Source organism: Mesorhizobium sp. B4-1-4 (assembly GCF_006439395.2).
Taxonomy (GTDB): Bacteria; Pseudomonadota; Alphaproteobacteria; order Rhizobiales; family Rhizobiaceae; genus Mesorhizobium.
Map to the genome: position 1 here is coordinate 5,698,644 of NZ_CP083950.1, position 15,865 is coordinate 5,714,508.

The 15,865-nt window shown below is 62.6% G+C and carries 12 protein-coding genes; 7 read left to right on the plus strand and 5 right to left on the minus strand.

The window, feature by feature from the left end:
* Window positions 1-6: 6 nt before the first annotated feature.
* Both FJW03_RS27380 and FJW03_RS27385 read right to left on the minus strand, forming a co-directional pair.
* On the minus strand, window positions 7-1,593 hold the full coding sequence (locus FJW03_RS27380; protein WP_140612742.1) for a trimethylamine methyltransferase family protein: 1,587 nt from the start codon (window positions 1,591-1,593) through the stop codon (window positions 7-9).
* A 179-nt stretch (window positions 1,594-1,772) separates the two neighbouring features.
* Entirely contained in the window at window positions 1,773-3,266 is a 1,494-nt protein-coding gene (locus tag FJW03_RS27385; protein WP_140612743.1) for a PLP-dependent aminotransferase family protein, read from the minus strand.
* Between the two features lie 300 nt (window positions 3,267-3,566).
* Between FJW03_RS27385 and pgi the strand changes: the two genes are divergently transcribed.
* Window positions 3,567-5,210, plus strand: coding sequence for a glucose-6-phosphate isomerase (gene pgi, locus FJW03_RS27390; protein ID WP_140766491.1), 1,644 nt, complete (start codon window positions 3,567-3,569; stop codon window positions 5,208-5,210).
* Window positions 5,211-5,215: 5 nt separating this feature from the next.
* Window positions 5,216-5,938, plus strand: a complete 723-nt coding sequence (locus FJW03_RS27395; RefSeq protein ID WP_140766490.1) for an HAD family hydrolase — start codon at window positions 5,216-5,218, stop codon at window positions 5,936-5,938.
* 79 nt (window positions 5,939-6,017) lie between these two features.
* Here the strand turns inward: FJW03_RS27395 and FJW03_RS27400 are convergent, their stop codons facing one another.
* From FJW03_RS27400 to FJW03_RS27410, 3 genes are all read right to left on the minus strand, one after another.
* On the minus strand, window positions 6,018-7,025 hold the full coding sequence (locus FJW03_RS27400) for a hypothetical protein (protein WP_140766489.1): 1,008 nt from the start codon (window positions 7,023-7,025) through the stop codon (window positions 6,018-6,020).
* Window positions 7,026-7,232: 207 nt separating this feature from the next.
* The gene (locus tag FJW03_RS27405; protein WP_140766488.1) at window positions 7,233-7,940 is read right to left on the minus strand and encodes a class I SAM-dependent methyltransferase; all 708 of its coding nucleotides are present in this window, start codon (window positions 7,938-7,940) and stop codon (window positions 7,233-7,235) included.
* Entirely contained in the window at window positions 7,940-9,958 is a 2,019-nt protein-coding gene (locus FJW03_RS27410; protein WP_140766487.1) for a long-chain fatty acid--CoA ligase, read from the minus strand. The genes FJW03_RS27405 and FJW03_RS27410 overlap by 1 nt, the downstream gene beginning before the upstream one ends.
* Before the next feature lie 471 nt (window positions 9,959-10,429).
* On the opposite strand from FJW03_RS27410, the gene FJW03_RS27415 reads away from it, so the two are divergent.
* The 5 genes from FJW03_RS27415 to FJW03_RS27435 all read left to right on the plus strand — a co-directional run bounded on the left by FJW03_RS27415 (window position 10,430) and on the right by FJW03_RS27435 (window position 15,683).
* Complete coding sequence (locus FJW03_RS27415) at window positions 10,430-12,022, plus strand: ABC transporter substrate-binding protein (RefSeq protein ID WP_140744574.1); 1,593 nt, start codon at window positions 10,430-10,432, stop codon at window positions 12,020-12,022.
* A gap of 50 nt (window positions 12,023-12,072) precedes the next feature.
* Window positions 12,073-13,080, plus strand: coding sequence for an ABC transporter permease subunit (locus tag FJW03_RS27420; RefSeq protein ID WP_140612748.1), 1,008 nt, complete (start codon window positions 12,073-12,075; stop codon window positions 13,078-13,080).
* Between the two features lie 70 nt (window positions 13,081-13,150).
* Window positions 13,151-14,005 (plus strand): ABC transporter permease subunit, encoded by an 855-nt coding sequence (locus tag FJW03_RS27425; protein WP_210240615.1) that lies wholly within the window; start codon window positions 13,151-13,153, stop codon window positions 14,003-14,005.
* 2 nt (window positions 14,006-14,007) lie between these two features.
* Window positions 14,008-14,859 (plus strand): ABC transporter ATP-binding protein, encoded by an 852-nt coding sequence (locus tag FJW03_RS27430; RefSeq protein ID WP_140612760.1) that lies wholly within the window; start codon window positions 14,008-14,010, stop codon window positions 14,857-14,859.
* The gene (locus tag FJW03_RS27435; protein ID WP_140612750.1) at window positions 14,856-15,683 is read left to right on the plus strand and encodes a dipeptide ABC transporter ATP-binding protein; all 828 of its coding nucleotides are present in this window, start codon (window positions 14,856-14,858) and stop codon (window positions 15,681-15,683) included. Before FJW03_RS27430 ends, FJW03_RS27435 begins: the two co-directional genes overlap by 4 nt.
* The last annotated feature ends 182 nt before the right edge of the window (window positions 15,684-15,865 follow it).

Consider the following 15,865-nt stretch of genomic DNA (forward strand, 5'->3'; position numbering starts at 1 on the left):
GAGGCGCTACCCGCCCATATTGGCGCGCGGCAGCTTGATCATGTCGCCGAAGCGGGCGCGTAGTCTGTCGTCGAGCATCTTCGGCACATGGCGCGGGAAACGCTCGGCAAGGACGCGCTTCTTCTCGATGATCGCCCGCTGCAGGATATCGGGCCGGCCCTTCTCGTTCCATTCCTTCGGCGAAAACCGGTCGCCGACGGCCGGATAGAAATATTCGGTCTGCATCAGCCGCAGCGTCTGTTCGTTGCCGAGATAGTGGCCTGGACCCCTGAGGCAGACATCAGCGATGGTGTCGATCGACAGCGCCTCGTCGGTCACCTCGATGCCGCGCACGCAGCGCAGGCAATGGCCGAGCATGTCATTGTCGATGATCAGGCTTTCCAGGCAGAAGCCGAGCAGCGAGGCGTGCATGCCGGCCGATTCATAGACGAGGTTGAGCCCGGCAAGGCCGGCCATCACATCGGTGATGCCCTTTTCATAGCCGGACTGGATATCGGGCAGTTTCGAATCCGTCATGCCGGCCGCCGAACCGCCCGGCAGGTCATAGAACTGCGCCATCTGCGCGCAAGCAGCGGTCAAGACCGCCTGTTCGGCAGAGCCGCCCGACATGGCGCCTGTCCTCAGATCCGATACGAACGGCCAGGTGCCGAAGATCGCCGGATGCCCCGGCTTGATGGCGTTGACATAGACAAGGCCTGCCAGCACTTCGGCCACCGCCTGCACCACGGCGCCCGCGATCGCCGCCGGCGCGGTGGCGCCTGCCTGTCCGGCCGACAGCAGCAGGATCGGGATGCCGCCCTCGACACAGGCTTCGAGCACGCCGCAGGCGTCCTCGGCGAACTTCATCGGCGGCACGACGAAGCAGTTGGAGTTCGACACGAACGGCCTGGCGCGGAAATTCTCCTCGCCGCCGGCGATGGCATAAAGCATTTCCAGTGCCGGCTGGACGTTCTCGCGCACGGTGAACGAGGTGCCGACATGCTTGGATGTGCCCATCACGCAGGCATAGAGCGTGTTGAAATCCATCTCGAGCGGATCGGGAATGTCGCGCGGCACCATCGGCCGCTGGAAGAAATGGATGTTGTCGAGCCCCTCGACGATGCGGGCTGCGTCATAGATGTCCTGCAGCAGCGACTCGCGATATTCGCGCTTCTCGACATCGACCAGATGGACGGCGGCACCCGCCGTGCCGTAGTGCACGCGCTTGCCCTGGATCACCATGTCGTGTTTTGGGTCCTGGCCGTGCAAGGTGAAATTCCGTGCCGCCTTCTTGATCGTATCGAGCACCAGCGCGCGGGGGAAACGGATGCGGCCATCGTCGCCATAGGTGGCGCCTGCCGTGGTCAGCGCCTCGATGCAGGAGGGAATGGCATTGGCGAAGCCGACCGTCTCCAGCAGCGTCAGCACAGCCTCGTGGATGCGCTCGCGGTCATTGCCGCGCAGGGGGCCGTAGCTGCCGCCCTCGAGGCCGGCGCGCACCGGCCTGATGTCGTCGGCCAAGGGCGCCGCCCGCATGGCGCGGCGCGCTTCGCGTCCGCCGGAACGGCGCGACCGTTGATCCGCCGCGTCCTGCTTTTCAAGAACCACTGACATGGAGCACTCCACCTTTCCTGGAAGCAGGGCAGCGGTTGGTCCACCATCGGCTGCTTCTTCCCCTTTGTGCCACGACTATGCCGCCGGTATTGGCACAGCCTATGAGCCAGCCAATCCGGTTGAGTATGCCAGGGCTAAAGGGAGCCGAAGCCGCCGCTAGCGGTTCCCGTAGGAGGGGATCAGGCGGCGGCGGGCCTGCGTCCGGCGGCCGTGGCGAGTTCACGGATGCCGGGCTCGATGTGCTGCAGTGCGATTGAGGAGATGCCCAACCGCATGAAGCGCGAAGGCTTTTCGGTGCGGTCGAAGAAGCGGTCGCCCGGCTCGATGATGACGCTGCGCGAGGCGGCGGCCTCGGCCAGGCCGCGGGAATCGGTACCCCGCGGCCCCTCCAGCCAAAGCGACGTGCCGCCGGCCGAGTCGGTCGAACGCCATTCCGGCAGGAAAGCGGAAATCGCATGGACCAGACGCTTGCGCCGTTCGTCGAAGGCGGAGGACAGCCGCCGCACCAGCGCTTCGTGATGGCCGAGCGACAGGAACAGTGCCACGGCGCGCTGGTTGTTGGCCGGCGGATGGCGCAGCATGAAGCGGCGCAACGCCCTGAGTTCCGCGATCAGTCCAGCCGAGGCCACGATGTAGCCAAGCCGCAGGCCCGGAGCCAGTGTCTTCGACATCGAGCCGACATAGACGACGCGGCCGGAACGATCGAGGCTCTTCAGCGCCTGCTGCGGCGCCTCATCGAGAAGCTGGCTGTCATAGCCGTCCTCGATGATGATCTGGTTGTGCCGGTTGGCGCGCGCCAGAAGGTCCTGCCGGCGCTCCGCCGACAACGGCACCATGGTCGGGCAGTGATGGCTGGGCGTGACGAACACGAACCCGGAATCATTGGGAATAGAAGAGGTTACGATACCGGACTGGTCGACCGGCACCGGCTGGATATCGGCCCCGGCAAGCCTGAAGATCGAGCGCGCGTCGGGGTAGCCAGGATCTTCCATCGCCACTTTCGATCCCTTGGTCATCAAAAGCGACGCCAGCATGTAGAGCGCGTTCTGGGCGCCGAGCGTGACGATGATCTCGTCGGGATTGGCGAAGATGCCGCGCCTGGGCAGCAGCCGCGCCTGGATCTGCTCGATCAGCAGCGGATCGTCGCGATCGACCATGTCGGACGCCCAGTTGCGGATCTCGAGCACGGCCAGCGCCATGCGGTTGCATTCGCGCCATTCGGCGGTCGGGAACAGCGCCGGGTCGAACTGGCCGTAGACGAAGGGGTAGGACGACTTGATCCAGTTCTCGTGCTTGGCCGGCGGCGGCATGTCGCTGGCCGCGATTTGCCGGCGTGCCTTCCAGTCGATCTCGTTGGCCTGGTCGGGCACCTTCTGGTGCGGCTTGGCGGGGGTCGCCAGCACGTCGGGATTGACGAAATGGCCGCGCCGCTCGCGCGCCACCAGGAAACCCTGGTCGACGAGCTGCTGGAAGGCCAGCACCACGGTTCCGCGCGCCACGCCGAGTTTCTCGGCCAGGATCCGGCAGGAAGGAAGCGGCATCGAAGCGGCGATCTGACGGTCGAGAATGGCGGCCACGATGGCTTGGCGGATCTGCGCCTGCAGGGTCTGGCCGGATTCAGCCGAAATCCGGAACAAGCCGGACCATATCGCCGTGTCGTTTCTCTGTGGCATGGGAGATGTTCCTCGATGGCCAGCTTTTTTCACTTGGCTGGACCAGTCGAATGTAACGGTGGCACAAGGGGTTGCGCCAATCAATTTTTCTGATCTTTGGGATTTATGCCAGTGATCCTTCGGCCGAAGGAGGTGCTGTCACGTGGCTGGTGACACATTATGTCCTCACCGCGTGACAGAAAGTGTCGTCGCCGCGTATTGACCGGATTGAATTCGGCTCAATAGTTTTGCCGCGACGACACGCGCCGGAAACATCCGGTCTGATATGGTGCGTCGAAAAAACGCCAGGAGCCTCCGCCAGTGGATCAGTCAGCCTTCCAGAAACAGCTCGCCGCCTTGCGCGATCATCGCGCCGCGGCGCCTTCCTCGATGCGCCAGGCCTTCGCCTCCGATCCCCAGCGATTCGCGACATTTTCCGCCACCGACGGCGACCTGCTGCTCGACTGGTCGAAATGCGCCGTCGACGCCACCACCATGGATCTGCTGGAAAAACTCGCCGGCGCCGCCGATCTCGAAGGCCGCCGCGCAGCCATGTTCGCCGGCAAGAAGATCAACATCACCGAGGACCGCGCCGTGCTGCATACGGCGCTACGCAACCTCAGCGGCAAGGGCGTTACGGTGGATGGCCAGGACGTCAAGGCGGATGTTATTTCCTTGCTCGATGCGATGGGAGCCTTCGCCGATGCCGTCCGCTCCGGCAAGGCGACCGGCGCCACCGGCAAGAAGATCACCGACATCGTCAACATCGGCATCGGCGGCTCCGACCTCGGCCCGGCCATGGCGACGCTGGCGCTCGCCCCCTATCATGACGGTCCGCGCGCGCATTATGTCTCCAACATCGACGGCGCCCACATTCATGACACGCTGAAGGGTCTGTCAGCCGAAACCACGCTGTTCATCATCGCCTCCAAGACCTTCACCACCGTCGAGACGATGACCAATGCGCAGACGGCGCGCGACTGGGTGCAGAAGGCACTTGGCAAGGAAGCGGTCGGCAAGCATTTCGCCGCCGTTTCGACGGCGCTCGACCTGGTGGCCAAGTTCGGTATCGAATCGGATCGCGTCTTCGGCTTCTGGGATTGGGTCGGCGGCCGCTATTCGGTCTGGGGCGCCATCGGCCTGCCGGTCATGATCGCCATCGGTCCGACAAATTTTCGCGCCTTCCTCGACGGCGCGCACGAGATGGACGAGCACTTCCGCACCGCGCCGCTGGCCAGCAACCTGCCGGCGCTTCTGGGGCTGGTCGGCTGGTGGCATCGCGTGATCTGCGGCTATCCGGCCCGCGCGGTCATCCCCTACGACCAGCGCCTGTCCAGGCTGCCAGCCTATCTGCAGCAACTCGATATGGAATCGAACGGCAAGGGCGTCACCCTTGACGGCACTCCAGTGCCGACGCCGACCGGGCCGCTGGTCTGGGGCGAGCCCGGCACCAATGGCCAGCACGCTTTCTTCCAACTCCTGCATCAGGGCACCGACTTCATCCCGGTCGAGTTCCTCGCCGCGGCCGTCGGTCACGAGCCTGACCTCAAGCATCAGCATGACCTGCTGCTCGCCAATTGCTTGGCGCAGTCGGAGGCTCTGATGAAGGGCCGCACCCTGGAGGAGGCGCGCGCGCAGATGCTGGCCAAGGGCATGAAACCGGCCGATGTCGACAGAATAGCGCCGCATCGCGTCTTCTCCGGCAACCGGCCTTCGGTGACCATTCTCTATCGCAAGCTCGACCCGCGCACTTTCGGCCGGCTGATCGCGCTCTACGAGCACCGGGTCTTCGTCGAGGGCACGCTCTTCAACATCAACTCCTTCGACCAGTGGGGCGTCGAACTCGGCAAGGAACTGGCCACCGGCCTGCTGCCTGTCGTGGAAGGCAAGGAAAGCGCCGCAAACCGGGACGGCTCTACCAGGGGCCTTGTGGAACGCATCCACCAATTGCGTGGTTCGGAGTGACTGATTTGGCAGACATCAAGGGGATATTGTTCGACAAGGACGGGACACTTGTCGACTTCAATGCGACGTGGCTCGGCGTCGCCGATTTCATGGCCATGGATGCATCAGACGGCGATCGCTGGAAGGCCGACAGGTTGCTCGCGGCGGCCGGCTTCGATTTCGCCAACCGGCGCTTCAAGCCCGACTCGATCTTTGCCTCCGGCACCAATCTCGACGTCGTCGAACTCTGGTTCCCGCGCCTGTCCAACGAGGACCAGATGCTGGCCGTTGCCCGCTTCAACGAGATCACATCGGTACAGGGTTCGGCGATGGCAGTGGCGCTGCCGGGCATCGTCGAGACGCTCGGCGTTCTGCACGGGAGGTCCTACAAGCTTGGGGTCGCCACCAATGATTCGACCAGCGGCGCGGAAAAGACTCTGGTCACGCTCGGTGTCGCCCAGCTTTTCGACGCCGCCTATGGCTATGACGCTGTGGCCAGTCCCAAGCCCGCGCCCGACACCATCCAGGCTTTTTGCGACCTCACCGGCCTGAAGCCGGCGGAAATCGCCATGGTCGGCGACAACAGGCACGATCTCGAAATGGCACGCGCCGGTGCCTGTGGTCTGGCGGTCGGCGTGCTCTCCGGCACCGGCACACGCGAGTCGCTCGCCGAGATTGCCGACATCATCCTGGATTCGGTTGCCGATCTGCCGGACTTCCTTTCGGCGCGGGTCAGGGAGACTGTTTGATCGGTAGGCGGGGCAAAGCGCAATCAATCTGGGATTTGTCACCAATGGCCGAACGGGTATAAGTAGTTTCTCCTAGGCACTAGTCGACTATCAGGCGGACGCAATCGATGGTCGCATTCTCGATCGCGGCCAGTTTGGTCAATAGATCGAGGCGGATTATTTCGACGGTCTGGTCTGGAAGAACACCTTCGACCGTCAACCGGATATCGTGCCAGCCCTCGACATAGCGCACTGCGACGCCCTCGACACACAGACGATGGACGCCATGCTGGTCCGCGATTTCAGGGATATTCAAGTGTGGAAGCTCGGGCGCGTACAATGTTTCAACCAGGTCTATCCGAGGGTTAGGGCCAAGTTCGCTAAGGCGCTCGGCTAGAAAGCTGCTTCTGTTTTCGCTTTTCCCCCATTTTTGATCCGAAAGAAGGCGGCGAAGCCAATGGAGATGGTTAGGCAAGCCATCAGCCCGAACGAATGAAAATCGCGGCCAGCGCCGCTTGGTGAGGCGTTCCCAGCGGCCCGCAGTGATATCCAGGCGCCAGTCGTCGATGTTCTCGATCACAGCAGGCCACCTTGGCCCGATGAGGAGGCCGCCGCGAACCAGGATCGCACCACCATTTTCAACAAGCTGTGAAAAGTGCTTGTGTATCCATGGCGGAGCCTCGCCCGTGGTTTCGAGGCGGCTGATGCCATAGCTTGTTGTGTCCAACACGAGCACTTGCGCCTTGTCAGCCCGAATATACGGATAGGACAGGTTGCCGATTACAATTATTCGGGCGTCGATGAGATTTGCCGTGTGAAAATCGGTGGGCGGAAAGATCTTATCCGAATAGCCGAAAATCTCGATGCGTCCGTCGGCATCACTCACGATCACATCATTGTAAATGTAGAAATCTGGGTCGTAAGAATCTTCATATTCGCCGCCGATCCTGACAAGGCGGCCGTCTGGCAGCCGTGTTTCAGTGCGTCCGTACCGGCTGAAGCTCCAGCATGGCCCTACATCTTCTGAGCGTGGGCCGAGGAACGCTTTGTTCAGACCGTAACCGGTTAGACGGTGCTCAACGGCCCGTACCCAGACAGGGTTGGTCATAAGCTCCGGATTGCCGGAACCTCGACTGGGCGAGCGAAACTTCGAAAACAGATTGCGGTCGATCGGGGGTGTTTTTATCAAGCTCAAACGGGGCTAGCAAGGCTTCAACATCGAGCCGATACCCCATGATTGGACTATAGCTTGTATAGAATCGTCTGCAAGGGGGTGGAACTTATTCACTCGGGCGATTGTATTCGAGTTGGGGTTTCAGCGACATTCCGCCTCGAAGGAAAACACCCCACTCGGCTTGGCGGCAGTGGCCCTCGTGTCACCGAAATCCGGCACTTGATATTCGGCGAGCAATCGCAGCCGGTGCCGCGGCAGGTCGATGCGGCGGGGGTCGCCGACCAGCACATTGATGCCGGCTTCCAGACAGCGGTCGAGAAAAGGCGTCACCCGCAGGGCGACCTCACGGCCGTAAAACACGTCGCCTGCGAGCACGAGGTCGACGGTCGGTGGCGGACCCCTGGTGATATCGTTGTCGACGATGGTGATCTCGACACCGTTCGCCGCGGCATTGAGGCCGATCGCGGCAACGCCGTTGCGGTCGATCTCGGTGGCGATCACCGCGCTGGCACCGGCCTTCGCGGCGGCGATGCCGACAAGGCCCGAGCCGGCACCGAGGTCGAGCACACGGTGTCCGGCCACGCTCTGCGGATGATTGAGTATATGGCGCGCCAGCACCGTGCCGCCGGCCCAGGCATAGGCCCAATAGGGCGCCTGTGATTCCGGCGCGTCCTCATCCAGATCGTCGTGCGGCCCTACGAGCCGCCTAAGCCCGCTGCCTGGATGGGGCGTGTAAAGCCGGATTTCGGGAAGAGCGCGGACAGGGGCGAGGCGCAAATTGGCCTTGATGAACTCTGCCGGATCGAGGGTTGAGGCCGGCGTTGTCTCTTCGGAGGGTTCGTCCCCCACTAGCCGCGCAGCGCCCGCCGCAGGATCTTGCCGACCGGCGTCTTCGGCAATTCGGTCCTGAACTCGATATATTTGGGCCGCTTGTAGCCGGTCAGGTTCTCGCGGCAATAAGCGGTGATGGCTTCGACGGTCAGGGCAGGATCCTTCTTGACGATGAACAGCTTCGGCACTTCGCCGGAATGCTCGTCCGGCACGCCGATCGCCGCCACCTCGAGCACGCCTGGATGCAGCGCAACGACCTCCTCGAGTTCCGTCGGATAGACGTTGAAGCCGGAGACGAGGATCATATCCTTCTTGCGGTCGACGATCTTGGTATAGCCGCGCTCATCCATGAAGCCCATGTCGCCCGACTTGAAGAAACCGTCCTTGGTCATCACTCTGGCGGTCTCGTCCGGCCGGATCCAGTAGCCGGCCATCACTTGCGGTCCCCGTATGCAGATTTCGCCGACCTCGCCCAGCGGCACGTTGTTGCCGTCATCGTCGCGGATGGCGATCTCGGTCGAGGGCAGCGGCAGGCCGATGGTGCCGGTGAAGTCGCCGGAACTGAACTTGTTGGCCGTGGCCACGGGGGAGGTCTCCGAGAGACCATAGCCTTCGCTGACCGGACAGCCGGTCAGCGCCTTCCAGCGTTCGGCGACGCCCTTCTGGACCGCCATGCCGCCGCCCAGCGTCAGGATCAGCGGCTTGAAGTCGAGCTTGCGGAAATCCTCATTGTTGAGCAGCGCGTTGAACAGCGTGTTGAGGCCGGGAAAGATATGCACCGGATATTTCCGGAGTTCCTTGACGAAACCCGGTATGTCGCGCGGGTTGGGAATGAGGATGTTCTGGGCGCCTTGCTGCATGCCCATCAGCGCGTTCACCGTCAGCGCGAAGATATGGTAGAGCGGCAGGGCGCAGACGAAGTTGAGATGCGCGGGCTTCGGCTTGATCGTGTAGGCGTCCTCCACCCACAGCGAATTCTGCGCGACATTAGCCAGCACATTGCTGTGCAGCAGGATCGCGCCTTTCGAGATTCCCGTGGTGCCGCCGGTATATTGCAGGAAGGCAATATCATTGGCGGCCACCGTGGCCGGTTTGAAATTCATGCCGCTGCCAGCCTTGAGGGCGGCGTTGAACTTGACATGGCCAGGCAGCGACCAGGCCGGCACCATTTTCTTGACGCGGCGTACGACCAGATTGACGATCGTGCCTTTCAGCCCGCCGAGCATGTCGCCCATGGCGGCGACGACGACGTGCTTGACCGCCGTCCGCGCGACCACGGCCTGCAAGGTGCCGGCGAAGTTTTCGAGGATGACCATGGCCTGCGCCCCGGAATCCTTGAGCTGATGTTCCAGTTCACGCGGCGTGTAGAGCGGATTGATGTTCACCACCGTGTAACCGGCGCGGGCCACGGCCATCATCGCCACCGGATACTGCAGCACGTTCGGCATCATCAGCGCGACGCGCGCGCCCTTCTGCAGTCCCGTCGACTGCAGATAGGCGCCGAAAGCCGCCGAAAGCCGCTCGAGTTCCGCATAGGTGATGGACTTGCCCATGCAGGTGAAAGCCGGCTGGCCGGCAAACTGCTTGCAGGCGGCGACAAGGAAGTCGCCGATGGAGCTGTAGGGAAGGGGGCCGATCTCGGCCGGCATGTTCTTCGGATAGCTTTTCAGCCACGGTTTGTCGGGCAGGCCGGCGGCGAGCTCGGTGAGTGCCTTTGGCAGCCGCTGGCCGGCTGCCGGCGCCGGGATCGATGCGTCTGCCGGCGGTGCAGCCTTCGACGCTCCGGATTTGTTCGCCGCGGTCTTTGCGAGAGAAGCCTTTGCCGAAGAGGTCTTCGCCGGAGCGGGTTTCACCGCCGGTTTGGTGGCGCGCTTGGCCGTCGCCGCCGTTTTCGCCGCTGGTGCCTTCTTGGCAGGCTTTGCTACCGTCTCGGCGGGCGCGGCTTTGGCGGCGGCTTTACCTTGCCCCTCGGCGCCGGTTGGTTTCGCGGCTGCCTTGGCCGACGCTTTCACCGGCGCCTTCGATGCTTTTGCCACCCGTTCCTCCTCGACAGTTCTTGTTCGCCCGTCTCTTGCCAGCTGGCCGCGCTCGCCTCCGAATTGACAGAGACATCCTCCGCTGCCGCCAGCATATCCATCTATGTATTGCCTCTATCGGCGGCGGTGCAAGTCTTGCCCTTGCGGCAGGGCGCCCGAAAGATTTGCCGCCGAAAATCTTTCCCGCGGGCGACACTCGGACCCGCTATCTTTCCACATCCGGGTCGGGCGAAGGCGCACACGGCGCCGATATCACGGGAGACCGCCGATCAATAAAAAAATGCGGTCGTTAATAATATCGTGAATGGAAAGAACTGCTAATTTTTTCTGCCGTTTAGCGAAATCGCGGATTTTTTTCCTGCTTCCCGCCGGGTAAGCAAGCGGGGTGTTCCAAAGCCGGAAAAACGGTGCTTATATGCGCGCTTCGCGAGCCTGATAGAGGGGCTTGGAAGAACATCTAGGGAGTGCTCAATGAAGAAGAAATTGACTTTTGCAGCCGCGTTGCTGGCTGCAAGCGTCCTGGGGGGCGTGGCCAACGCGAAAACCTTGGTCTATTGCGCTGAAGCTTCGCCGGAAGGTTTTGACCCGGCGCCGTACACCGCTGGACAGACGTTCGATGCGTCCTCGCGTACCGTTTTCAACCGTCTCGTCGAATTCGATCATGGCAAGACCACGATCTCGCCCGGCCTGGCCGAGAGCTGGACGATCTCCGACGACGGCAAGGAATACACTTTCAAGCTGCGCAAGGGCGTCAAGTTCGCCCCCACCGACTATTTCACGCCGACGCGCGACCTGAACGCCGACGATGTGGTGTTCTCCTTCCAGCGTCAGGTCGACAAGAACGGTCCCTGGTTCCAGTACATTCCGGGCATCGCCTACCAGTACTACAACGACCAGTTCGGCGATAACATCACCAAGGTGGAGAAGGTCGACGACCTGACGGTGAAGTTCAGCCTGAAGGAGCCGGCGATCACCTTCATCCCAACGCTGGGCATGGATTTCGCCTCCATCGTCTCGAAGGAATATGCCGACAAGCTGCAGGCGGACAAGACGCCTGAATTGTTCAACCAGAAGCCCGTCGGCACCGGTCCGTTCATCTTCGTCGACTATCAGACCGATGCGGCCATCCGCTACAAGGCCAATCCGGATTACTGGGGCGGCAAGCAGAAGATCGACGATCTGGTCTTCGCCATCACCACCGATCCGGCGGTGCGCGCGCAGAAGCTCAAAGCCGGCGAATGCAACATCATGTCCTACCCGGCACCGGCCGATATCAAAGGTCTGCAGGCTGATCCGAACCTGACCGTCGCGGAGCAGGAAGGCCTCAACGTTGGCGCGTTGATGTACAACACCCAGCAGAAGCCGTTCGATGATGTGCGCGTCCGCAAGGCGCTCAACATGGCCATCAACAAGAAGGCCATTATCGACGCCGTGTTCCAGGGCGCGGGCCAGGTGGCGATCAACCCGATTCCGCCGACCATGTGGTCCTACAACAAGGAAGTGAAGGACGATCCGTACGATCCGGATGCGGCCAAGAAGCTGCTCGCGGAAGCCGGCGTCAAGGACCTCAAGATGAACGTCTGGGCGATGCCCGTGTCGCGCCCATATATGCCGAACGCGCGCCGCACCGCCGAGCTGATCCAGGCCGACTTCGCCAAGGTCGGCGTCACCGTCAACATCGTCAGCTATGACTGGGGCGAATACCTCAAGCGCGCTTCCGCCGTCGATCACGACGGCGCCGTCATCGTTGGCTGGACCGGCGACAATGGCGATCCGGACAACTTCCTCGGCGTGCTGCTGAGCTGCGCTTCCGTTGGTTCGAACAACCGCGCGGAATGGTGCAACAAGGACTTCGACGCGCTCATCAACAAAGCCAAGACGGTTTCCGATCAGGCCGAGCGCACCAAGCTCTACGAAAAGGCACAGGTTATCTTCAAGGAGCAGGCACCGTGGGCGACGCTCGCCCACTCGAAGGTGTTCATGCCGATGCAGAAGACCGTCACCGGCTTTGCGATGGATCCGCTCGGCATCCATCGCTTTGACGGCGTCGATATCGCCGAATAAGGTTCGCGAAACGGGGCGGCGCCACAGGGTGCCGCCCCACCTCGCCCGCCATGCTGCGTTATATCCTCGGCAAGCTCGCCCTCATCATCCCGACCTTCATCGGGATAACCATCCTCGCCTTCGGCTTCGTGCGCATCCTGCCCGGTGATCCGGTGCTGGTGCTTGCGGGCGAACGTGGCCTGTCGCCCGAACGTCACACGGCGCTGATGCACCAGTTCGGTTTCGACCAGCCGATCTGGCAACAATATCTGACCTATCTGACCAACATCCTCGGCGGTGATTTCGGTACTTCGTTCTCCACCAAGACGCCGGTGCTCAAGGATTTCCTGGTGCGGTTTCCGGCAACGGTCGAACTCGCTATCTTCGCCATGATCTTTGCCGTCGTCTTCGGTGTCGCCTTCGGCATCTTCGCCGCGATCCGCCGTGGCTCCTGGTTCGATCAGCTGACCATGGGCACTGCCCTTGCGGGCTATTCCATGCCGATCTTCTGGTGGGGGCTGCTGCTGATCATCGTCTTCTCCGGCATGCTGCACTGGACGCCGGTCTCCGGCCGCATCGACCTGCTCTACTTCTTCAAGCCGGTGACCGGCTTCATGACCATCGATTCCCTGATTTCCGGACAGAAGGGCGCCTTCCGCTCGGCGCTGTCGCACCTCGTCCTGCCGACCATCGTGCTCGGCACCATACCGCTCGCCGTCATCGCCCGGCAGACGCGCTCGGCGATGCTCGAAGTGCTGGGTGAAGACTATGTGCGCACCGCGCGCGCCAAGGGCCTGGCGCCACGCCGCGTCATCGGCCTGCATGCCTTCCGCAACGCGCTGATCCCGGTCGTCACCACCATCGGCCTCCAGGTCGGCACGCTGCTCACCGGTGCCATCCTGACCGAGAGCATCTTCTCCTGGCCCGGCATCGGCAAATGGATGATCGACGCCATTTCCAAGCGCGACTATTTCACCGTGCAGGGCGGGTTGCTTTTGATCGCGCTGATCGTCATGTCGGTGAATCTCATCGTCGACGTGCTCTACGCCGTCATCAACCCGCGCATACGGGCGAATTGACATGACCAATGAAGGCCCAGCCACCATCGAAGCCGCGACCGTCGTCAAACCGCAGGACGCGCGACTGCAGATGTTCGCCGAGTTCTGGCATTACTTCTCCATCAACAAGGGCGCGGTGATAGGTCTCGTCGTCTTCGCGCTGCTGATCCTGATCGCCATCTTCGCGCCGCTGCTCGCGCCGCATTCACCGGACGACCAGTTCCGCGATTTCTTCCTGACGCCGCCGGCCTGGCAGGCGGGCGGCAACGCCCAGTTCCTGCTTGGCACCGATGCCGTCGGCCGCGACATCCTCTCGCGCCTGGTCTACGGTTCGCGCTTCTCGCTTGCCATCGGCTTCGTCGTCGTCACCACGGCGCTGATCTCCGGCGTCATCCTCGGTCTGCTTGCCGGCTATTGCCGCGGCTGGGTCGATACGTTGATCATGCGCGTCATGGACATCATCCTGGCCTTCCCGTCACTGCTTCTGGCACTGGTGCTGGTCGCGGTGCTTGGCCCCGGCCTCGTCAATGCCATGATCGCCATCGCCTTCGTGCTGCAGCCGCATTTCGCCCGACTCACCCGCGCCGCCGTGATGGCGGAGAAGAACCGTGAGTATGTGATCTCGGCCAAGGTCGCCGGCGCCAGCCATCTCAGGCTGATGCTGGTCACCATCCTGCCCAACTGCATCGCGCCGCTGATCGTGCAGGCGACTTTGTCCTTCTCAAATGCCATCCTCGAGGCGGCCGCGCTTGGCTTCCTCGGCATGGGCGCGCAGCCGCCGACTCCGGAATGGGGCACCATGCTTGCCGAAGCGCGCGAGTTCATCCTGCGCGCCTGGTGGGTGGTGACCTTCCCGGGCCTCGCCATCCTCATCACCGTCTTCGCCATCAACCTGATCGGCGACGGCCTGCGCGACGCGCTCGACCCCAAGCTGAAGAGGTCGTGAGCATGCCTTTGCTCGAGATCAAGAACCTCACCGTTTCCTTCGACACCGCTGCCGGCCCGTTCATGGCCGTGCAAGGCATCGACCTTTCGATCGAGCCGCGCGAGGTGCTGGCTATCGTCGGCGAATCCGGTTCGGGCAAGTCGGTGTCGATGCTGGCCGTGATGGGGCTTCTTCCCAACACGGCAACGGTCAAGGCAGACCGCATGGCCTTCGACGGTGTCGACCTCTTGAAGCTCAGCCCGTCCGAACGGCGCAAAATCATCGGCAAGGACATCTCGATGATCTTCCAGGAGCCGATCGCCAGCCTCAACCCGTGCTTCACCGCCGGTTTCCAGATCGAGGAGGTGCTGCGCTTCCATATGGGCATGGACCGCGCCCAGCGCCGCGCACGCGCCATCGAACTGATGAAGCTGGTCGGCATCGCCGATCCGGAATTGCGGTTGAGTTCCTTCCCGCATCAGATGTCGGGCGGCCAATGCCAGCGCATCATGATCGCGATCGCCATTGCCTGCAATCCGAAGCTTTTGATTGCGGACGAGCCGACCACCGCGCTCGATGTCACCATCCAGAAGCAGATACTGGACCTGCTGGTCTCGCTGCAGGCCAAATACGGCATGGGCCTGATCATGATCACCCACAATATGGGCGTGGTGGCCGAGACAGCCGACCGCGTCATCGTCCAGTACAAGGGCCGCAAGATGGAAGAGGCCGACGTGCTGTCGCTGTTTGAATCGCCGAAGAGCAATTACACGCGCGCGCTGCTGTCGGCGCTGCCGGAGAACGCCGTCGGCGACCGGCTGCCGACCGTCTCCGAGGTGATGTTCGAGCCGGCCCCGTCGGGAGCCAGAGCATGACCAGGGTCGTCGAAGGCAACAACATCGTGCGCGACTACCATGTCGGCGGCGGCCTGTTCACCGGACCACGCACCGTGCATGCGGTCAAGGGCGTCTCCTTCAACGTGGACAAGGGCAAGACGCTGGCCATCGTCGGCGAAAGCGGCAGCGGCAAGTCGACGCTTGCCCGTATCATCACCTTGATCGATCCGGCAACAGCGGGCGAGTTGTTCATCGACGGCAAGAAGGTCGACATCGCCAGGGGCGGTCTGACCAGGGAGATGCGCCGCAAGGTGCAGATCGTCTTCCAGAATCCTTACGGCTCTCTCAATCCGCGCCAGAAGATCGGCGACGTGCTGGGCGAACCGCTGCTGATCAACACCGACAAGTCGGCGGCGGACCGGCGCGACCTCGCCATGAAGATGCTGAAGAAGGTCGGTCTCGGTCACGAGCACTACAACCGCTATCCGCACATGTTCTCGGGTGGCCAGCGCCAGCGCATCGCCATTGCCCGCGCGCTGATGCTCAATCCGAGCCTGCTGGTGCTGGATGAGCCGGTTTCGGCGCTCGATCTTTCAGTGCAGGCGCAGGTGCTCAATCTGCTCGCCGACCTGCAGGACGAATTCCAGCTGACCTATGTCTTCATCAGCCACGACCTGTCCGTCGTGCGCTACATCGCCGACGATGTCATGGTGATGTATCTGGGCGAGGCGGTCGAATACGGCTCGCGCGACGAAGTCTTCGCCGACCCCAAGCACAGCTACACCAAGACCCTGTTCGCCGCGACCCCGCGCGCCGACGTGGCCAGTATCAAGGCGAGGTTGGCGAAGAAGAAGGCGGCTTAACGTCTCTTCGTCATCCCAGGGCGGAGCGACGCGAAGCGCCGCGCAGACCCTGGGATCCATTCCGTTACCTCAGCCGAAACGTGCAGCGGAGAAGAGTTCTGCACCTTGAGCGGCGCTCGCATGTTACGGCATGGATCCTCGGGTCTGCGCCGCGTCGCTTCGCTCCTTGCTTCGCCCGTGGA

Excerpts from the sequence above, each read along its gene's own strand:
- FJW03_RS27435 (WP_140612750.1), top strand. The coding sequence starts at position 14,856 with ATGACCAGGGTCGTCGAAGGCAACAACATCGTGCGCGACTACCATGTC.
- FJW03_RS27420 (WP_140612748.1), top strand. The coding sequence starts at position 12,073 with ATGCTGCGTTATATCCTCGGCAAGCTCGCCCTCATCATCCCGACCTTC.
- FJW03_RS27385 (WP_140612743.1), bottom strand. The coding sequence starts at position 3,266 with ATGCCACAGAGAAACGACACGGCGATATGGTCCGGCTTGTTCCGGATT.
- FJW03_RS27430 (WP_140612760.1), top strand. The coding sequence starts at position 14,008 with ATGCCTTTGCTCGAGATCAAGAACCTCACCGTTTCCTTCGACACCGCT.
- FJW03_RS27400 (WP_140766489.1), bottom strand. The coding sequence starts at position 7,025 with ATGACCAACCCTGTCTGGGTACGGGCCGTTGAGCACCGTCTAACCGGT.
- FJW03_RS27415 (WP_140744574.1), top strand. The coding sequence starts at position 10,430 with ATGAAGAAGAAATTGACTTTTGCAGCCGCGTTGCTGGCTGCAAGCGTC.
- FJW03_RS27380 (WP_140612742.1), bottom strand. The coding sequence starts at position 1,593 with ATGTCAGTGGTTCTTGAAAAGCAGGACGCGGCGGATCAACGGTCGCGC.
- FJW03_RS27425 (WP_210240615.1), top strand. The coding sequence starts at position 13,151 with ATGTTCGCCGAGTTCTGGCATTACTTCTCCATCAACAAGGGCGCGGTG.